This window comes from Acidobacteriota bacterium (assembly GCA_009838525.1).
Classification (GTDB): domain Bacteria; phylum Acidobacteriota; class Vicinamibacteria; order Vicinamibacterales; family UBA8438; genus VXRJ01.
Map to the genome: position 1 here is coordinate 91,452 of VXRJ01000019.1, position 16,087 is coordinate 107,538.

At 68.2% G+C, this 16,087-nt stretch carries 14 protein-coding genes; all 14 read left to right on the top strand.

What is annotated here, in order from left to right:
- Positions 1-474 carry a hypothetical protein gene (locus F4Y45_10225; GenBank protein MXY24883.1) on the top strand — a complete coding sequence of 158 codons (474 nt, stop codon included), beginning with the start codon at positions 1-3 and terminating at the stop codon, positions 472-474.
- Positions 431-2,584, top strand: a complete 2,154-nt coding sequence (locus F4Y45_10230; protein ID MXY24884.1) for a PQQ-binding-like beta-propeller repeat protein — start codon at positions 431-433, stop codon at positions 2,582-2,584. The genes F4Y45_10225 and F4Y45_10230 overlap by 44 nt, the downstream gene beginning before the upstream one ends.
- On the top strand, positions 2,581-4,188 hold the full coding sequence (bshC, locus tag F4Y45_10235; protein ID MXY24885.1) for a bacillithiol biosynthesis cysteine-adding enzyme BshC: 1,608 nt from the start codon (positions 2,581-2,583) through the stop codon (positions 4,186-4,188). The genes F4Y45_10230 and bshC overlap by 4 nt, the downstream gene beginning before the upstream one ends.
- 116 nt (positions 4,189-4,304) lie before the next feature.
- Positions 4,305-5,213 (top strand): xanthine dehydrogenase, encoded by a 909-nt coding sequence (locus F4Y45_10240; protein ID MXY24886.1) that lies wholly within the window; start codon positions 4,305-4,307, stop codon positions 5,211-5,213.
- On the top strand, positions 5,131-6,093 hold the full coding sequence (locus F4Y45_10245) for a hypothetical protein (GenBank protein ID MXY24887.1): 963 nt from the start codon (positions 5,131-5,133) through the stop codon (positions 6,091-6,093). Before F4Y45_10240 ends, F4Y45_10245 begins: the two co-directional genes overlap by 83 nt.
- The gene (grpE, locus tag F4Y45_10250) at positions 6,062-6,685 is read left to right on the top strand and encodes a nucleotide exchange factor GrpE (GenBank protein ID MXY24888.1); all 624 of its coding nucleotides are present in this window, start codon (positions 6,062-6,064) and stop codon (positions 6,683-6,685) included. Before F4Y45_10245 ends, grpE begins: the two co-directional genes overlap by 32 nt.
- On the top strand, positions 6,682-7,851 hold the full coding sequence (dnaJ, locus tag F4Y45_10255; protein ID MXY24889.1) for a molecular chaperone DnaJ: 1,170 nt from the start codon (positions 6,682-6,684) through the stop codon (positions 7,849-7,851). Before grpE ends, dnaJ begins: the two co-directional genes overlap by 4 nt.
- Positions 7,844-8,764, top strand: coding sequence for a methyltransferase domain-containing protein (locus F4Y45_10260; protein ID MXY24890.1), 921 nt, complete (start codon positions 7,844-7,846; stop codon positions 8,762-8,764). The genes dnaJ and F4Y45_10260 overlap by 8 nt, the downstream gene beginning before the upstream one ends.
- On the top strand, positions 8,761-9,531 hold the full coding sequence (locus F4Y45_10265; protein ID MXY24891.1) for a 16S rRNA (uracil(1498)-N(3))-methyltransferase: 771 nt from the start codon (positions 8,761-8,763) through the stop codon (positions 9,529-9,531). Before F4Y45_10260 ends, F4Y45_10265 begins: the two co-directional genes overlap by 4 nt.
- Positions 9,532-9,586: 55 nt before the next feature.
- Complete coding sequence (locus F4Y45_10270; GenBank protein MXY24892.1) at positions 9,587-10,618, top strand: serine/threonine protein kinase; 1,032 nt, start codon at positions 9,587-9,589, stop codon at positions 10,616-10,618.
- Positions 10,619-10,753: 135 nt separating this feature from the next.
- A complete protein-coding gene (locus F4Y45_10275; GenBank protein ID MXY24893.1) occupies positions 10,754-11,671 on the top strand; it encodes an MBL fold metallo-hydrolase in 918 nt (305 codons plus the stop codon).
- A gap of 87 nt (positions 11,672-11,758) precedes the next feature.
- Positions 11,759-12,733, top strand: a complete 975-nt coding sequence (locus F4Y45_10280) for a branched-chain amino acid transaminase (protein MXY24894.1) — start codon at positions 11,759-11,761, stop codon at positions 12,731-12,733.
- Positions 12,675-13,235 carry a hypothetical protein gene (locus F4Y45_10285; GenBank protein ID MXY24895.1) on the top strand — a complete coding sequence of 187 codons (561 nt, stop codon included), beginning with the start codon at positions 12,675-12,677 and terminating at the stop codon, positions 13,233-13,235. Before F4Y45_10280 ends, F4Y45_10285 begins: the two co-directional genes overlap by 59 nt.
- Positions 13,236-13,272: 37 nt before the next feature.
- Positions 13,273-16,083, top strand: coding sequence for an alanine--tRNA ligase (gene alaS, locus F4Y45_10290; protein ID MXY24896.1), 2,811 nt, complete (start codon positions 13,273-13,275; stop codon positions 16,081-16,083).
- Positions 16,084-16,087 lie beyond the last annotated feature (4 nt).

Below are 16,087 nucleotides of genomic sequence, written 5' to 3' on the forward strand. Positions count from 1 at the left end.
ATGCGGCGAGTCGCAGTGGGAATCGCGCTCACGACCCTCGCCGCGGCGCCGGCGTTTGCGCAGACCTCCGTTTCCGTAGCGGTGCGGCATGCGACGCGCGCCGTTGGCACGCACGATGTCCTGCCCGCGACGGCCCAAGGCGTGGTGATCGGCACGTCGACGCGGGTGATCGGGCGCCTGGGGGCGTGGGGATCGTTCACGAGCTGGCCGGAGCCGATCGGCCGGACTATCGCCTTCGGCGGGCGGTTCAACCTCGCGCGCGACGACTGGAAGCTGCGCCCGGCGGTCCTGCTGGGCACGTGGCGCAAGCCGGCACGCGGCGCCCCCTGGCAACTGATCTTCGGCGGGGGAGTCGGGTTCCGCATCCGGGGGCGATGGAGTGGCAGCGTCGCACTCGGCGTAATCACGATTCGTTCGACCGGTCTGGCCTATGCCGTGCCGCAGGCCGGCGTCGCGTACACACTGCTGCCGTAAACCGAACGTGCGCTCCGTTGAGGTGCGCCGCCGACCACTGGCTCGGCGTATTCGGTTTGAGTCCCGTCGCGTCTGCCGGCAAAGCCGATGGCACTGCAGGTTCTCGTTTACAATTCCGGCCGACGCACCGGGAGATAACATGCCGATCACGCGACGGTTCGCCCTCATGCTCCTCATGGCCGCGATAACGGGCCTTGCGTCATCGGCTGACGCCCAGACTGCCGACGCGGACCCCGCAGCGGGCGAGTGGCGCGCGTTCGGGCATGACGCCGCCAACACCAAGTACTCGCCGCTCGATCAGATCCGACCGGAGAACTTCCGTGATCTGGAAATCGCCTGGCGCTGGAAGTCGATCTCGACCGAAGTGGCGGCGGAACGTGAGGAGATCGACCCGGGCCCCTTCAAGACCATCCCCCTGATGGTCGACGGACTCGTCTACGCCAGCACGGCGCTAGGCCAGGTGGTCGCCGTCGACGCGGGAACGGGAGAAATGGTCTGGTCTTACGACCCGGAGACCTACAACCGTCTCGAGCGGCCCGCCAACATGGGCTGGCAACACCGCGGCGTCTCCTACTGGAAGGACGATCGGAGCGCTGACGCGCGAATCTTCATCGCAACCCACGATCTGCTCCTGGTGGCGATGAATGCCCGCACCGGCGCCCTCTATCCCAACTTCGGCGCGGACGGCGCGGTGGACCTGAGCACCAGCCTCGGGCGCCCGGTAGATCGTTCACGCCTGACCCATTCGCAGCCCCTCGCCATCGTGGGAGACACCGTGGTCGTGGGCAGCATCGTGCAGGACACGTCGCTCACGCGCCGCGAGGCGGACCCGGGCCACGTGCGCGGTTTCGACACGCGGACCGGCGAGTTGAAATGGACGTTCCACACGATCCCGCAGGGAGAGGAGTTCGGCGCGGATACCTGGCACGACGAGTCGTGGCGCTACTCGGGCCACACCAACGTCTGGGGAACGATGGCGGTGGACGAGGAGCTGGGCTACGTCTATCTGCCGACCGGCACTCCCACCAACGACTGGTACGGCGGGATGCGCCACGGGGACAATCTCTTCGCCGAGAGCATCATCTGCGTCGATGCGGAGACGGGTGAGCGCATCTGGCACTTTCAGGCGGTGCACCACGGGCTCTGGGACTACGACTTCCCCACCGCCGGACACCTCCTCGACATCACAGTCGATGGCCGCGACATCAAGGCATACGTGCAGACCAGCAAGCAGGCGTTCACGTACGTCTTCGACCGGGTGACCGGCGAGCCGGTATGGCCCATCGAGGAGCGACCCGTTCCGGCGGGTGATGTCCCGGGCGAGTGGTACGCGCCGACGCAACCCTTCCCGACGAAACCTCCGCCGTTCGACCTGCAGGGGATCACGCTCGACGACCTGATCGACTTCACGCCGGAACTGCATGAGGAAGCCATCCGGCTCGCGGGGCGGATGCGGCTCGGACCCATCTTCACGCCGCCGCCGGTGCGGGACGAGCTGGGTCCGATCGTGCAGTCGCCGGGTCCCGGGGGCGGCATCAACTGGCCCGGCGCGGCGGTCGATCCGGAAACCGGCCGGCTGTTCGTACCGTCGCAGACCCGCCTCCGCGCGGTTGAGCTGGTGGAGTACCCGCCCCCGGCAACCGTCGGCTACTTCACCGATCCGTGGGCCGTCAATGTACCGGGCCCGCGCGGCCTCCCGCTGGTCAAGCCTCCCTACAAACGGGTGTCAGCCTTCGATCTGAACAGCGGCGACCAACTCTGGATGAGCCCTCACGGCGACGGCCCGCGCAACCACCCGGCGCTGCGCCACCTCAACCTGCCGGCGCTTGGCGGCCACAGCGGCATGCACGGCGGAGGCCCGCTCGTGACGAAGACCCTGCTACTGGTCAACTCCGGCGCGCGCTACGTCGAGGACGAAGTCGCCTCGGCCAGCGCAATTACCGCGTACCATAAGGACAACGGGGAGTACCTGGGCTCGTTCACGCTTCCCGCGGTTCCCTATGGCAATCCCATCACCTATCTCCACGACGGCAAGCAGTACATCGTCGTCGCCGTCGGCAGCGGCAGCACCACCGCTACCCCGGAACTAATCGCCCTGGCGTTGCCGTGAGGATCGACACGAGAGAACTCCCCTGGACCGGCCCATTCGTCCGCGACTACTGTCACGCGTTCGACCGCGTCGCGTCCTTCTTCAGCGGATCGCCGACCGACGCCGCCAACTGGGAACATGCGGTCGCGGCGCGGCGCGCGCAGCCCCCCGATTCGGCGGTGGCGGAACTGATTGCACGCCAACTTGCCGACCGCGATGCGCCCGCCGCGGCTCGCGAGGCGGCCGGCAAGCTGCGCGATCCGCGGACCGTGGCGGTGGTGACCGGCCAGCAGGCGGGGCTGTTCGGCGGACCGTTCTTCACGCTGCTCAAGGCGGTGACCGCGGTCAGGCTCGCCCGGCAACACGCCGCGGAGAGCGACGGCGCGGTCGTTGCCATCTTCTGGGTCGACGCGGAAGATCACGATCTGGACGAAATACGCCACTGCGGTTTCCTGAACCGAAACTCCGCGCCCGAGTCGGTGGTGGTCGACCTCGACGCTCCCCCCGGCACGCCCGCGGCCGCAGTCCGCTTCGACGGCGCCATCGCTGACGCGGTCGACACACTGCGCGCAGCGCTTCCCGAAACCGAGTTCACGGCGGAGGTGCTGGAGGCTCTCGCCACGGCGTACACGCCGGGCGTTCGCCTCGTCGAGGCGTTTGCGCGCTGGCTCGACCGGCTGCTGGGTGATCAAGGGCTGATCGTCTTCGATTCGTCGGACCGGGCCACCAAGCCCTTCGTCAGGGACCTGTTCGCGCGCGAGTTGCGGGCGCCAGGGCGGACCTGCGAACTGGCGGCGGCCACGGGCAGCGAGCTGACGGCACGCGGCTATCATGCGCAGGTCTCCCCCACCCCCGGATCGACCGCGCTGTTTCGAATGAACGGCGCGCGTGAGCCAATACGGATCGACGGCAGCGGTTTCCTCACGGGCAGCCAGCGCCTCGACGGCGCCGCGCTCCTGGCCGAGCTGGACGACAATCCCGCATCGTTCAGCCCGAATGTCCTGCTCCGTCCGCTCGTACAGGACACACTGCTCCCGACCGCGGCGGTCGTCGCCGGCCCCCACGAACTCGCCTACCTCGGCCAGTTGCGCACGGTGTACGCGGCGTTCGACCTGCCGATGCCGTTGATCCATACGCGAGCGACGGCGACTATCGCCGACGCGGCGACAACGCGATTCCTGGCGCGCTATGGGCTGGAACTGGCGCGGCTGCAACCACAGGACGACGCCGCGCTGAACGCCCTGCTGGACGCGCAGTTGCCCGGCACGGTCCACGACGCGCTCGATGCGGCGGAGCATGCCGCGGCGGAGCGCCTCGATGCGATTCGCGAAGTGGTGCCCGCCGTCGATCCGACCCTGGCGGGGGCCGTCGAGTCGACGCGCGGCCGGATCGAGCGGGATCTTGGCAACCTCCGCAACAAGGTCATTCAGGCAGCGAAGCGCCGCGACGAGACGCTACGCCGGCAGTTCCACCGCGCCCGGGCACAGTGCTTTCCGGGAGGCGATCCGCAGGAGCGGCGTGTCGGCGTCATCCATTTCGTCAACCGCTACGGGTTCCGGCTGATCGACAGCCTCATGACCGAACTCTCCTTCGCGCCCGGCCAGCACGACCTCCTGACCCTCTGACGGGCCGCGCCCACACTGACGGGGGGCCGCGAACCGCCGGGTTATACTGGAACCCGCGTCCAGACAGACGTTCGCGCCCGGACGGACGTTCGCGCCCGGACGCGCGTATCCGAACCATGAACGAGGAAGTCTTCCGCGCCGTCAACGAAGCATTCCAGCGCGGCGAATCGGCGGCCCTGGTGACGATCATCCGCACCCAGGGATCGACCCCGCAACGTGTCGGCGCCAAGATGCTGGTTTACGCTGACGGACGGACAGTAGGGACCATTGGCGGCGGCTGCTACGAAAACGACGCGTTCTGGAAGGCGCGTCAGGCGCTCGATACGCGCAAGCCGATGGTCGCGCGGTACGAGCTCGCCGACGATCTTGCGGAAGAGTCGGGGCTCATTTGTGGAGGCCAGATGGAGGTGTACATCGACCCGCTCGAGGCGTCGCCGCAGCTCTATCTCGTCGGCGCCGGCCATGTGGCTCAGCATCTGGGACAGATCGCTCCGGGCGCCGGCTTTCGGCTGCACGTGATCGATGACCGGGAGAAGTTCTCCAACCGGGAGCGCTTTCCCGATGCGGTGGAGTGCGTCGTGGACGACATCCCCACATGGCTCGAGAACGCCGACCTGCCGGAATCGGCCTACGTCGTCATCCTGACCCGTGGGCATCGCCACGACCTCGACGCACTTCGCGCGCTCGCCACCCGGCCGCTTCGGTACCTCGGCCTGATCGGCAGCCGGGCGAAGGTGGCGCGCCTGCACGAGGCGCTCAGCGAAGAAGGCATCGCGGTCACCCATCCCGACCGCCTGCATGCGCCGGTCGGCCTGGACATCGGGGCGGTCACGCCTCATGAGATCGCCGTCAGCATCCTGGCTGAACTGATCGCCGTCAAGTACAACCGGCTGGACGGCGGAAGCGCCCGATCGCTCCGATGGACGCCGCGGGCCCTCGCGGATGACGCGCCGCCGGCCGGCGACGAGCCCGCCGGCGACCAGACGGCGGTCGAAGAACCGGCTGCTATACTCAAGAGTGGTTAGCACGCCGGGCACGCGGCAAGCTCGCGTGCCGGTGGTGGACACACCCATGACACCGCGACCGGCTACCAGTCCATCGGAGCAGCCGCCACTTACCGAGCGCGCCAGCAGCATCCTTGCGTGCGTCGTGCGGCAGTACATCGACAGCGGCGAGCCGGTGTCGTCCCTTTGGCTGGCGCGTCACGGCGACCTCGGGATTTCTTCCGCGTCGGTCCGAACCGTGATGGCGAGACTCGAGGACGACGGCTACATCCACCAGCCACATACCTCAGCGGGCCGCGTGCCGACCGACCGAGGTTACCGCTACTTCGTCAACTGCCTGCTCCAGCGACGCCGGCGGCCGAAGGCGCCCCCGGCGGTGGAGGCGCGGCTACGGCGGGCCCGGACCGTCAGCGGCGTGCTCTCCAGCGTGTCGCACGAGTTGTCAGCCGCCTCGCACCACCTCGCGTTCGCCTGCATGCCGCGGCGAACCGCTCTGTCCGTGGCCGACCCACTCTTCATCGAGGGATCCTGGTTTCTCGCCGAGGAAGTCTCCGACGGGTCCAACCGCGTACCGCTGGACATCCTCCGGACGCTGCTCGCCATGATCGAACGGAAAGATCTCCTCGTCCGCCTGCTCGACGAGTACCTTGATGAGCCGGGCCTGACCGTGGTGATCGGAACCGAAAACCGGACACCGGAAATGCAGCCGTTCAGTCTGGTCGCTTCCACGTATTTCGACGGCGAGCAGACTGGCAGTATCGGCGTGATCGGACCGCGCCGGATGCGCTACGGGCGCGCCATCTCCACCGTCGATCAGGTTTCCGCCGCCGTCAGCCGCGTGCTGGTAGCTCAGGCGGCTGCGTCCCACCATGACAGACGAGCCGAAATCAGCGCCTCCTGACGAGGAACCCTCAGCGTCCGCGACAGCCCCTGCCGACGTCGCCACCGGAGAAGGCGACACCGAACCGGCGCCGTCGGTCGTTGACGACGTGGCGTCCGAGCGAGACAGGCTTCACGACCTCCTGCTCCGAAAGACGGCAGAGTTCGATAACTTCCGCAAACGGACGGAGCGGGAACGCTCGGAGTTCGCGCGGCGCGCCGCCGAGGACCTGCTGCGCGACCTTCTGCCCCTCGTTGACGATCTGGAACGTGCCCTAGCGGTTACCCCCAAGGATTCCGACGGTGATTCGTACCGCATCGGGGTCGAACTGATCCACCGGCAGTTGCTCGAACTGCTCCGCAAGCGAGAGGTGACGCCGATTGCGGCGGTGGGCGAGCCCTTCGATCCGAATCTCCACGAGGCGGTGACCGAAGAGCCGAGCGACGAACATCCGGAAGGTACCGTCATCAGGGAATTCCGCCGCGGCTACCGTCTGGGCGACCGACTGCTGCGAGCGGCCATGGTGATTGTGTCGGCCGGAAACGGGGCTGACGACGAAGCGACACCGGAGGCGGACGACAGTGCCCCGGCCAGCGAGGTCGGTCAAACATGAGCGCGCGCGACTACTACGAAGTGCTCGGCGTCTCCCGCGATGTGGACGAGCAATCGTTGAAGCGCGCCTACCGCAAGCTCGCCCTGCAGCATCACCCTGACCGCAATCCCAACGACGCCGAGGCGGAGGCGCGATTCAAGGAGGCAGCCGAAGCGTACGCCGTGCTGGCGGACCCCGAGAAGCGGGCCCGTTATGACCGGTTCGGTCACGCTGGCGTGCGGGGCGCCGGAGCGGGGGGCATCGACCCATCTACCTTCGCCGACTTCAACGACATTTTCTCCGGCCTCGGCGACCTGTTCGGTTTCGGCGATGTCTTCGGCGGCGGCACGCGCCGGCGGCAGGGACCGATTGAGGGAAGCGATCTGCGGTACGACCTGCAGATTCCCCTTGAGGAAGCGGCGGTGGGCCACGAAGCGACGCTTCGCATTCCACGGGAAGAGGCCTGCGACGACTGCAGCGGGTCCGGCGCCGCGCCGGGAACCGGACCTGAACGCTGCGCGCCTTGCGGAGGGCGCGGACAGGTTCGATCCCAGCATGGCTTTCTCACGGTCGCACGGCCCTGTTCGCGGTGCGGCGGAAGCGGCCAGGTGATAGCCACCCCGTGCGTGGCCTGCCGCGGCAGGGGCCGCACGACGCAGGAACGGACGATCACCGTCCGGGTGCCGGCGGGAGTAGACAGCGGACAGCGGCTCAGAATCGTCGGTGAGGGCGAGCATGGCCTCCGGGGCGGCCCGGCGGGCGACCTGTACGTCGTGGTCCATGTCAAGGAGCACCCGGTGTTCCGTCGCGACGGTGCGCACCTGCTGTGCGGGGTGTCGACGGGATTCCCGACCCTCGCACTCGGTGGCGAGGTGACGGTCCCGACGCTGAACGGCGACGCGACACTGAAGGTGCCCAAGGGAACGCAACCGGGAGAACGGTTCCGCCTGCGCGGCAAGGGCCTGCCCCACATGCAGGGCCGCGGACAGGGTGACCTCTATGTCGACCTGAAAGTGCAGGTGCCGAAACGACTGTCCAGCGAACAGAAGCGCCTGATTGAAGCGCTGCGCGAGACGATGCCGGGGGAAGGCGTCGCGCGCGCGCACGACCTCGCCGGCACGGAACGGGACGACACCCAGGACGACGACCGCCCGTTCCTGGATCGGATGAAGGACATCTTTGGCTGACGGGTCGCGGCCGGATCGCCCGGCGCTCGACATCCAGCTCCCCGCGACACGCCCCGCGCTCCAGCCCCGCCTCGACGCTCTGCTCGACGACTTCGATCCGTTCGCCATCGAGGAAACGGCCGGCGGCAGGTGTCGTGTCTACTTCTTCTCCGCCCGGTCGCGCGACGAGGCGGCGCGCGCGATCGACGTTGCTCTCACAACGGACGGGGCCTCGGCGACGCCGATCGACATTCCGGACGACGGTTGGGCGGAACGATCCCAGGGCGGCCTCGAGGCGGTGCGCGTCGGCGATATCGTCGTGGCGCCACCGTGGGATCGGCCCGCGCCCGACGATGACGCCATCGTGGTCGAGATCACGCCGTCGACCGGCTTCGGCACCGGCCACCACGCGACCACGCGTCTCTGCCTGTCACTCATGCAACGGCTGCGCCCGCAGATCGCCGAGAGCCGCCGGGTGATCGACCTCGGAACCGGATCCGGCGTGCTCGCCATCGCGGCAATCCGCCTCGGCGCACGCCATGTGAGTGGGCTTGATCGCGATCCGGATGCCTTGCGCAACGCGCGGCACAACATGGAGCGCAACGGTGTCGACCACCGTACCCGATGCGGGCGCCCGCCGCGGCATCGGTCGATTGAGCTGGTCAAGGCCGACCTGACGATTAACGGCGCCAGCAACGGTCGTGCCGATGTCGTTCTCGCGAACCTGACCGGGACGCTCTTCGAGCAACAGGCCGACACGATAGGGCGATACGTCGGACCGGGCGGCCTGCTGATTGCCAGCGGCTTCACGGAGGAAGAAGACCGACAGGTCCGGGCGGCGCTCGGCAACGCACTGACGCTCGTCGCACGCGAGACGGAGGACAACTGGGTCGGCGCGGCATTCCGCCGATCGGGAGCTGGCAGCCCGCGATGACCGTGCGGCGCTTCCACGCTCCCATCATTCCGGCCGCCGGCGGGGCCCTGCCGCTTTCGCCGGAAGAAGGTCGCCACCTCGTCCGCGTCCTCCGCCTGCACACCGGCGCCACGATCCGGATCTTCGACGGCAACGGTCGCGAACACGAAGCGACGGTCGAGCAGGACGATCCACGTCATGTCATCGTTCGCGTCGGCAATCCGATCGAACCGGTGCCACCGCCGCGGATCCCGGTGACACTTGCCGTCACCCTCCTCAAGGGCCGGAAGCTGGATGACGTCGTCCGGGACGCGACAGCGCTCGGCGTGTCGGCGATTGTGCCCGTGGTCAGCCGGCGCGCCGGCGCGGCGCCCGGCGCCGGAGGGCGCCATCTGGCCGACCGCTGGCGAGGTGTCGCCATCGCGAGCGCCAAGCAGTGCGGGAGTGCGGTCGTGCCGGAAGTGCATGCGCCGTTGGCCTACGAGTCGTTGCTGGCGAATGCGCGGTCAGGCGACGCGTTGCGGATACTCCTGCTGGAACCGTCCGCCGAAGCCCCGGCGGGCACGTCTCGGACGGGTCCGGCGCCCCTCACGTCCCTCCGTACCGAGCCTGCCCCGCCAGGCGCCATCGTCGCGATCGGACCGGAAGGCGGCTGGACGCCCGACGAAGCCTCGCTCGCCATCGGCGCGGGGTTCCGCCCAATGAGCCTCGGGCATCGCACTCTCCGCGCGGATTTGGTCCCTGTCGTCGCACTGTCCATCCTTCGATCCGTCTGGGACGATCTCTGATCGCTCTGATCGCGACGGGGCGGGGAAACGCGGCACGCTATACTCGCGAAGCCGCATGCTGTTCCGGGGTCAGACGCTAGGCAAGTACAAGGTGGTGGCCCCGCTCGGAAGCGGCGGGTTCGGAGCCGTCTACCGTGCGCGCGACACCTGGATCGACAAGGACGTCGCGATAAAGGTCCCCCACAAGCAGAACCTGAACTTCACCGAGCTGCTCCAGGAACCGCGCCTGCTGGCCGCGCTCAACCACCCCAACATCGTCTCCATCACGACGGCGGAGAAGCAGGACAACCTCTTCTTCATCGTCATGGAGTACGTCCCCGGCGAAACACTCGAGACGATCATCGGCGAGAGCGGCGGCCTCACTCCGGAGCGGACCACGGACTACGCCGCGCAGATCGCGCGCGCGCTCGTCCACGCGCACGAGCAGGGCGTCATTCACCGCGACCTGCGCCCCCCCAACATCCTGGTGTCCGAGAAGGGCGTGCTCAAGGTCGCCGACTTCGGCACCTCCCGTTTTCTGGAACTGGCCGCGCACAGCACCACAGTCATCGGCAGCCCGCCCTACATGGCGCCGGAACAATTCACCGGCAAGGCGGTCTTCGCTTCGGACATCTATTCGTTGGGCATCACGATGTACCAGATGCTGACCGGCGTGCTGCCCTACGAACCGCCGCCACCCAACGAGCTGGACCGGCTGATGAGCGGGGAACTGGTCCGCGCCCCGCGACACGAGAACCCGGAAGTACCGAAAGCACTGAGCGACATCGTGGTGAAGGCGCTCGCGCCGGACATCTCCCGCCGCTACCAGCGCGCCACGGACCTGCTGAGCGACCTGGAACCCACGACCAGGCGCAGTGGGCAACCACCCGTCGCGGCAGCGGTGGGGAGCGAGGGCCGGCCGGCGGCAGCGGGCGACGGCGGCCAGCAGGCCAGAACGTCGACCCAGGTCGAAGCGGGCAGCGTCGTCACCACCCTTCCCCGCCGGAAGGCCGAGCCGACCCCGGGCGCACGTCGGATCTGCCCGTCGTGCCATCGGCCCCTTCACGCGCGGGCGGTCGAGTGCCCTTTCTGTGGCGAAGCGGCCTAGCAGCCCGTGGTCTCGCTGCTACGCGGGGTATCACCACGGGCTGCCAAGCCGTCACCGAACGCTGCCGTGCGCCGTCAGCGAGGCGGGTCCGAGTAAACTGGGCAGGCTCATCCCAAGAACGTTGGGGAGGAAACCGTGTTCAGAACCTGTCTCCTGTCGGCGCTTGTGGTCACCGGCGTTCTCTCGGTCGTGCTCACCGCGCAGCCTGACGGCGCGCCGCCCACACCGCCGTTGCGGCTGGAGCAGCTCGACGACAAGCTCTACGTCCTGCACGGCGGCTGCATGTGCGGCAACACGCTGTTCTACGTGGCAGACGGCGGCGTCGTGATGGTCGACACCAAGGTAGCGGGCCAGGGCCCCGCCATTCTCGAGCAGCTCCGCGACGTCACCGACAAGCCGGTGGCGATGATCATCAACACGCACACCCACTTCGATCACACCGGGAGCAATGCCGAGTTCGGAGCGGTCGAGCGGATCGTGGCGCACGAGAACGCGCGGGCCAGCCTGATGAGGACGAGTTGCGCCCCGGTAACCAATTGCGGTGCTTTCAAGGGAGAGAATGCGCGATTCCTGCCCAACGTCACGTTCAGCGACAACCGCACCCTGGAAGTCGGCGCGGACAGCATCGAGCTTCACTATTTCGGACCCGGCCACACCAACGGAGACACCTGGATAGTCTTTCCCGACATCCGGGTCGCCATGGGCGGAGACCTCTTCGGCGCCAAGGGAGTGCCGTACATCGACACCGACAACGGCGGCACCGCGCTCGGCTACGACGACACGATCGCGCGCGCGGTAGCCGGACTGGAGGGTGCGGTGGACACCGTGATCTCCGGACACGTGGAGGCGTATCCCTGGAACGACCTTGTCCGCTACGCCGAATTCCAGCGGCACCTGGAAGCCACCGTGCTCGACGAGACCGAGCAGGGACGCACCGCGGAGGAGATTGCCGCTGACTACGCGCCGCCAACTCATCTGGAGGACTTCTCGTTCTTCGAGCCCTTCGCAACCAACTTCGTGCGCCTGCTGCAGGAAGAAGCCAACAACCGCTAGCCGCCTTGCCAGAAACCGCGGCCGCCACCTACACTGGAACATTGGTGGCAACTCGCTCACCACAGGCGAGTTGAAAGCAGGGAGACCATGAGTTTCGGCAGCGGCCGCATCTGGATGAACGGGACGCTGGTCGACTGGAAGGACGCGAAGATCCATATCGGATCGCACGTGATCCACTACGGCAGCGGCATCTTCGAAGGCGCGCGCTGCTATGACACACCGGCCGGCTCGGCCGTCTTCCGCCTCGATTCCCACGTCCGCCGCTTCTACGACTCGGCGAAGATCTACCGGATGGAATACGCGCTGAGCCAGGCGGAGTTCTCCGACGCGGTGCTCGACACGATCCGCGCCAACGGCTACCGGGCCTGTTACGTTCGGCCGCTGATGTACCGCGGCTACGACACCCTCGGGGTCAATCCGCTGGGTTGCCCGGTTGAGGCAGCCATCCTCGTCTGGGAGTGGGGCGCCTACCTGGGCGACGACGCGCTCGAGCATGGCGTCGACGTTCAGGTAAGTTCCTGGGGCCGCGGCGCACCGAACCGTTTCCCGTCGATGTCGAAGTGCACGGCCAACTACGCGAATGCCCAGTTGATCAAGATGGAGGCCACGCTCCAGGGCTACGCCGAGGGCATCGCGCTCGACCCGCAGGGCTTCGTGAGCGAAGGAAGCGGCCAGAACATCTTCCTCGTCCGGGACAACATCATCACGACACCGCCCCTCGCCGACTCGATTCTCCCGGGCATCACGCGCGACGTGGTGATCACGCTGGCCGCCGACCTCGGCTACGAGGTGCGGTACGCGACGCTGCCGCGCGAGATGCTCTACATCGCCGACGAGGTGTTCTTTACGGGCACCGCGGCGGAGATTACGCCGGTCCGTTCGATCGACAAGATCACGATCGGCGATGGTGCACGCGGTCCCGTCACCGCGGAGATCCAGCAACGCTTCTTCGACGTGATCAACGGCCACGTCCCCGACACCCACGGCTGGCTCACGTTCGTCTATGGCGGCGCGGCGCAGCCTGCCGCTTCCGGGACCGCGGCGGGCACTCTGCGAACCTGATCCGCCGCTCGTGACCACCTCTCCTTACGCGGCGGCGCTCGCGCTGCTGGCCGGGCGGGAATTGTCCGCAGCGCAGCTTACCGAACGCCTCGTCACCAAGGGCTACGAACCGGACGAGGCGACGGCCGCGGTGGCGCGGCTCAAGACCGAGGGCGCGGTGGACGACCAGCGGGCCGCGGCGATGATCGCGCGCCGCGCCGCGACAATAGCGCACCGGGGCCCGCATCGGGCCCGGCGGGAGATCGAGGCGGCGGGAATCGCCTCCGATGTGGCGCGCGCGGCGGTGGACCAGGCGTACTCCGAGGCGGGGGACGCCGTCGTGCTGGAACGCGCCCTGGACCGGCGGCTCAGGGGGCCGGTCCGCGACCGGAAGCACTTCGAGAGACTCTGCCGCTACCTCATCCGCCAGGGGTTCGACAGCGGCGCGGCGATCGCGGCCGTTCGCGCCCGGGTCGGCCCCGACGATCCGGACGCCGACGCGGATGTCGACGCGGCGCCGTGACCCGTCCATTGCGCCCCCTGTGTCAGAATTGACCCGCATGACTTCGGCCCAGATCCGCCAGAGCTTCCTGGATTATTTCGAAGCGCGGAACCACCGTGTGGTGCCGAGCTCGCCCCTCGTCCCGGCCGACGACCCGACGCTGCTGTTCACCAACGCCGGCATGAACCAGTTCAAGGACGTCTTTCTGGGCGCCGAGCAACGCGACTACCGGCGGGCCACCACCTCGCAAAAGTGCATGCGCGTGAGCGGCAAGCACAACGATCTCGAGAACGTCGGCCCCTCGCTCCGGCACCACACCTTCTTCGAGATGCTGGGCAACTTCTCGTTCGGCGACTATTTCAAGGCGGACGCCATTCCGTTCGCGTGGGAGCTGCTCACCGAGGTCTGGAAGCTGCCCGCCGACCGGCTTCACGTCACCGTCTTCAAGGGCGAGGACGGGGTCCCGCGCGACGACGAGGCGTACGACATCTGGCGCGCGCTCGTTCCGGCGGATCGGATCGCCATGCTGGGCGCGGCCGAGAACTTTTGGGCAATGGGCGACACCGGGCCGTGCGGGCGGTGCTCGGAAGTGCACTACCACCGGGGCGACGATCTGCCCTGCCCCACTACCCCCTGCGTCGGCATCGACTGCCCGTGCGACCGCTACGTGGAGATCTGGAACAACGTCTTCATGGAGTTTCAGCGGCACGAGGACGGAAGCCTCACCCCGTTGCCGGCCCCGTCGATCGACACTGGAATGGGCCTGGAGCGTATTGTGGCCGTGCTTCAGGACAAGTTGTCGAACTACGACACCGACCTGTTCACGCCACTGCTGACCGCGATCGGCCAGCGGGCCGGCGTGCCGTACGGGCCCCTGGCGGGCGGCCCGTCGAACGGAACGTCGGATGTCTCGCTCCGGGTCATTGCCGATCACCTCCGGGCGATGACTTTCCTCATCGCGGACGGGGTTATCCCCTCGAACGAGTGGCGAGGCTACGTGCTGCGGAAGATCATGCGGCGCGCGATGCGCCACGGCAAGAAACTGGGTATCGGCGAACCGTTCCTGCATGAACTCTGCGGAGTCGTCATCACGGAGATGGGCCACGCCTATCCGGAACTCGAAGCGAACCGCGACACCATCGCCTCGAGCGTGCGACGCGAGGAGGAGCAGTTCGACAAGGTGCTGACCGACGGACTGCCTCGCCTGGAGGCGGCGCTCGACGGCGCGGCCGTGGAGGGCGGCACGCTCGGCGGCAACGAGGCGTTCCGGTTGTACGACACGTTCGGCCTGCCACTCGACTTCATCGAAGACCTGGCCGGGCAGCGTTCTATCGCCGTGGACCACGCGGGTTTCGACCGGGCCCTCGAGGCGCAACGGACACGCGCGCGCGCCGGCAGCCAGTTCGCGGCGGACGACGCTCCGGCGTTCACGCTCGACGACGCTGGTTGCGACCCGGCCGCGCTGGACGACCGGTTCATCGGTTACGAGACCACCTCCGATGCATGCCGCGTCGCCGGCCTGTTCGGCGCCGACGGCAAAGCCGTGGAACGCATCGAAGCCGGAAACAGGGGGTACGCCATCCTCGACCGGACGCCCTTTTACCTGGAAGCGGGTGGCCAGGTCTCCGACACGGGAAAGCTCTCGCCGGCGGGCGGGGCGGATCTTCCCGGGGATGCGACCGATGGCAGCTCGGCGCTGGGCGCTCTGGAGGCGTCGGTCGTCGATGTCATCCGTCCCGTGGCGGCATGGCCCCGGATGCACGTCGTCGAGGTGCGGGCCGGGATTCTCCGGGATGGCGACACGGTGACGGCGTCGGTCGACGCCGTGCGGCGTGACGCGATCCGGCGCAATCACACCGCGACGCACCTGCTCCACGCCACCCTCCGGACGGTGGTGGGTGAACATGTCCGGCAGGCGGGATCGCTCGTCGCGCCTGATCGGCTGCGGTTCGACATCACGCACCACGAGCCGGTGACCCACGCTCAGGTCCTGGAGATCGAGCGGCTTGTCAACACGCGTGTATTCGGCAATCAACCTGTGGAGACGGAGGTTCGGGACACCCAGACGGCGATCGCCGACGGCGCGATGGCGCTCTTCGGCGAAAAGTACGGTGACCGCGTCCGCGTGGTCCAGGTGCCGGGTTTCTCGACGGAGTTGTGCGGGGGCACCCACTGCCGGGCAACGGGCGACATCGGCCCGTTCGTGATCACGCAGGAAGGCGGCGTCGCGGCCGGAGTCCGCCGGCTCGAAGCGATGACCGGCGCCGGCGCCATCGACTTTCTCCAGCAACGCCGCGAGACCCTGGACGGCCTGCTCGGCGTGCTCGGCGCGGCGCCCGATCAAGCGGTGGGAGCCGTGCGCAAGCTGCAGACGGACACGAAGCGTCTGGCGCGCGACATCGAGCGACTGAAGGTGCGGGCGGCGCTGGCGGGGGGCGCAGCAGGCGACGGCGCAGGCGCGGGCGACGGCGCGGGTGCTCACGACGGCTCGGATACCGGCGCGGGTTTGGGTGCTGGCGCCGGCGCCGACGACGGCAGTGACGTCCGCGTGGTCACGCGGGTCGTTTCGGGTCTCGACCCCGGCGCGCTCCGCCTGATGGCCGACCAGCTTCGCGAACGCATCGGCAGCGGCGTCGTCGTGCTCGCCTCCGACAACGACGGGAAGGCCGCGCTGACCGTCGCCATCACCCGGGATCTGACCGATCGCGTTCATGCCGGCAAGTTGATCAACGCGCTTGCACCCATCGTCGGCGGCCGCGGCGGTGGGCGTCCCGATTTCGCCCAGGCGGGCGGGAAGCAGACCGCTCGCCTCGCCGAGTTGCCGACTGAAACCCATAAAGCGGTCGAGAAGCTGCTGGCGGACAGCTAGCCTG

Excerpts from the sequence above, each read along its gene's own strand:
- F4Y45_10225 (MXY24883.1), top strand. The coding sequence starts at position 1 with ATGCGGCGAGTCGCAGTGGGAATCGCGCTCACGACCCTCGCCGCGGCG.
- F4Y45_10230 (MXY24884.1), top strand. The coding sequence starts at position 431 with ATGCCGTGCCGCAGGCCGGCGTCGCGTACACACTGCTGCCGTAAACCG.
- F4Y45_10240 (MXY24886.1), top strand. The coding sequence starts at position 4,305 with ATGAACGAGGAAGTCTTCCGCGCCGTCAACGAAGCATTCCAGCGCGGC.
- F4Y45_10245 (MXY24887.1), top strand. The coding sequence starts at position 5,131 with ATGACGCGCCGCCGGCCGGCGACGAGCCCGCCGGCGACCAGACGGCGG.
- grpE (MXY24888.1), top strand. The coding sequence starts at position 6,062 with ATGACAGACGAGCCGAAATCAGCGCCTCCTGACGAGGAACCCTCAGCG.
- dnaJ (MXY24889.1), top strand. The coding sequence starts at position 6,682 with ATGAGCGCGCGCGACTACTACGAAGTGCTCGGCGTCTCCCGCGATGTG.
- F4Y45_10265 (MXY24891.1), top strand. The coding sequence starts at position 8,761 with ATGACCGTGCGGCGCTTCCACGCTCCCATCATTCCGGCCGCCGGCGGG.
- F4Y45_10270 (MXY24892.1), top strand. The coding sequence starts at position 9,587 with ATGCTGTTCCGGGGTCAGACGCTAGGCAAGTACAAGGTGGTGGCCCCG.
- F4Y45_10280 (MXY24894.1), top strand. The coding sequence starts at position 11,759 with ATGAGTTTCGGCAGCGGCCGCATCTGGATGAACGGGACGCTGGTCGAC.
- F4Y45_10285 (MXY24895.1), top strand. The coding sequence starts at position 12,675 with ATGGCGGCGCGGCGCAGCCTGCCGCTTCCGGGACCGCGGCGGGCACTC.
- alaS (MXY24896.1), top strand. The coding sequence starts at position 13,273 with ATGACTTCGGCCCAGATCCGCCAGAGCTTCCTGGATTATTTCGAAGCG.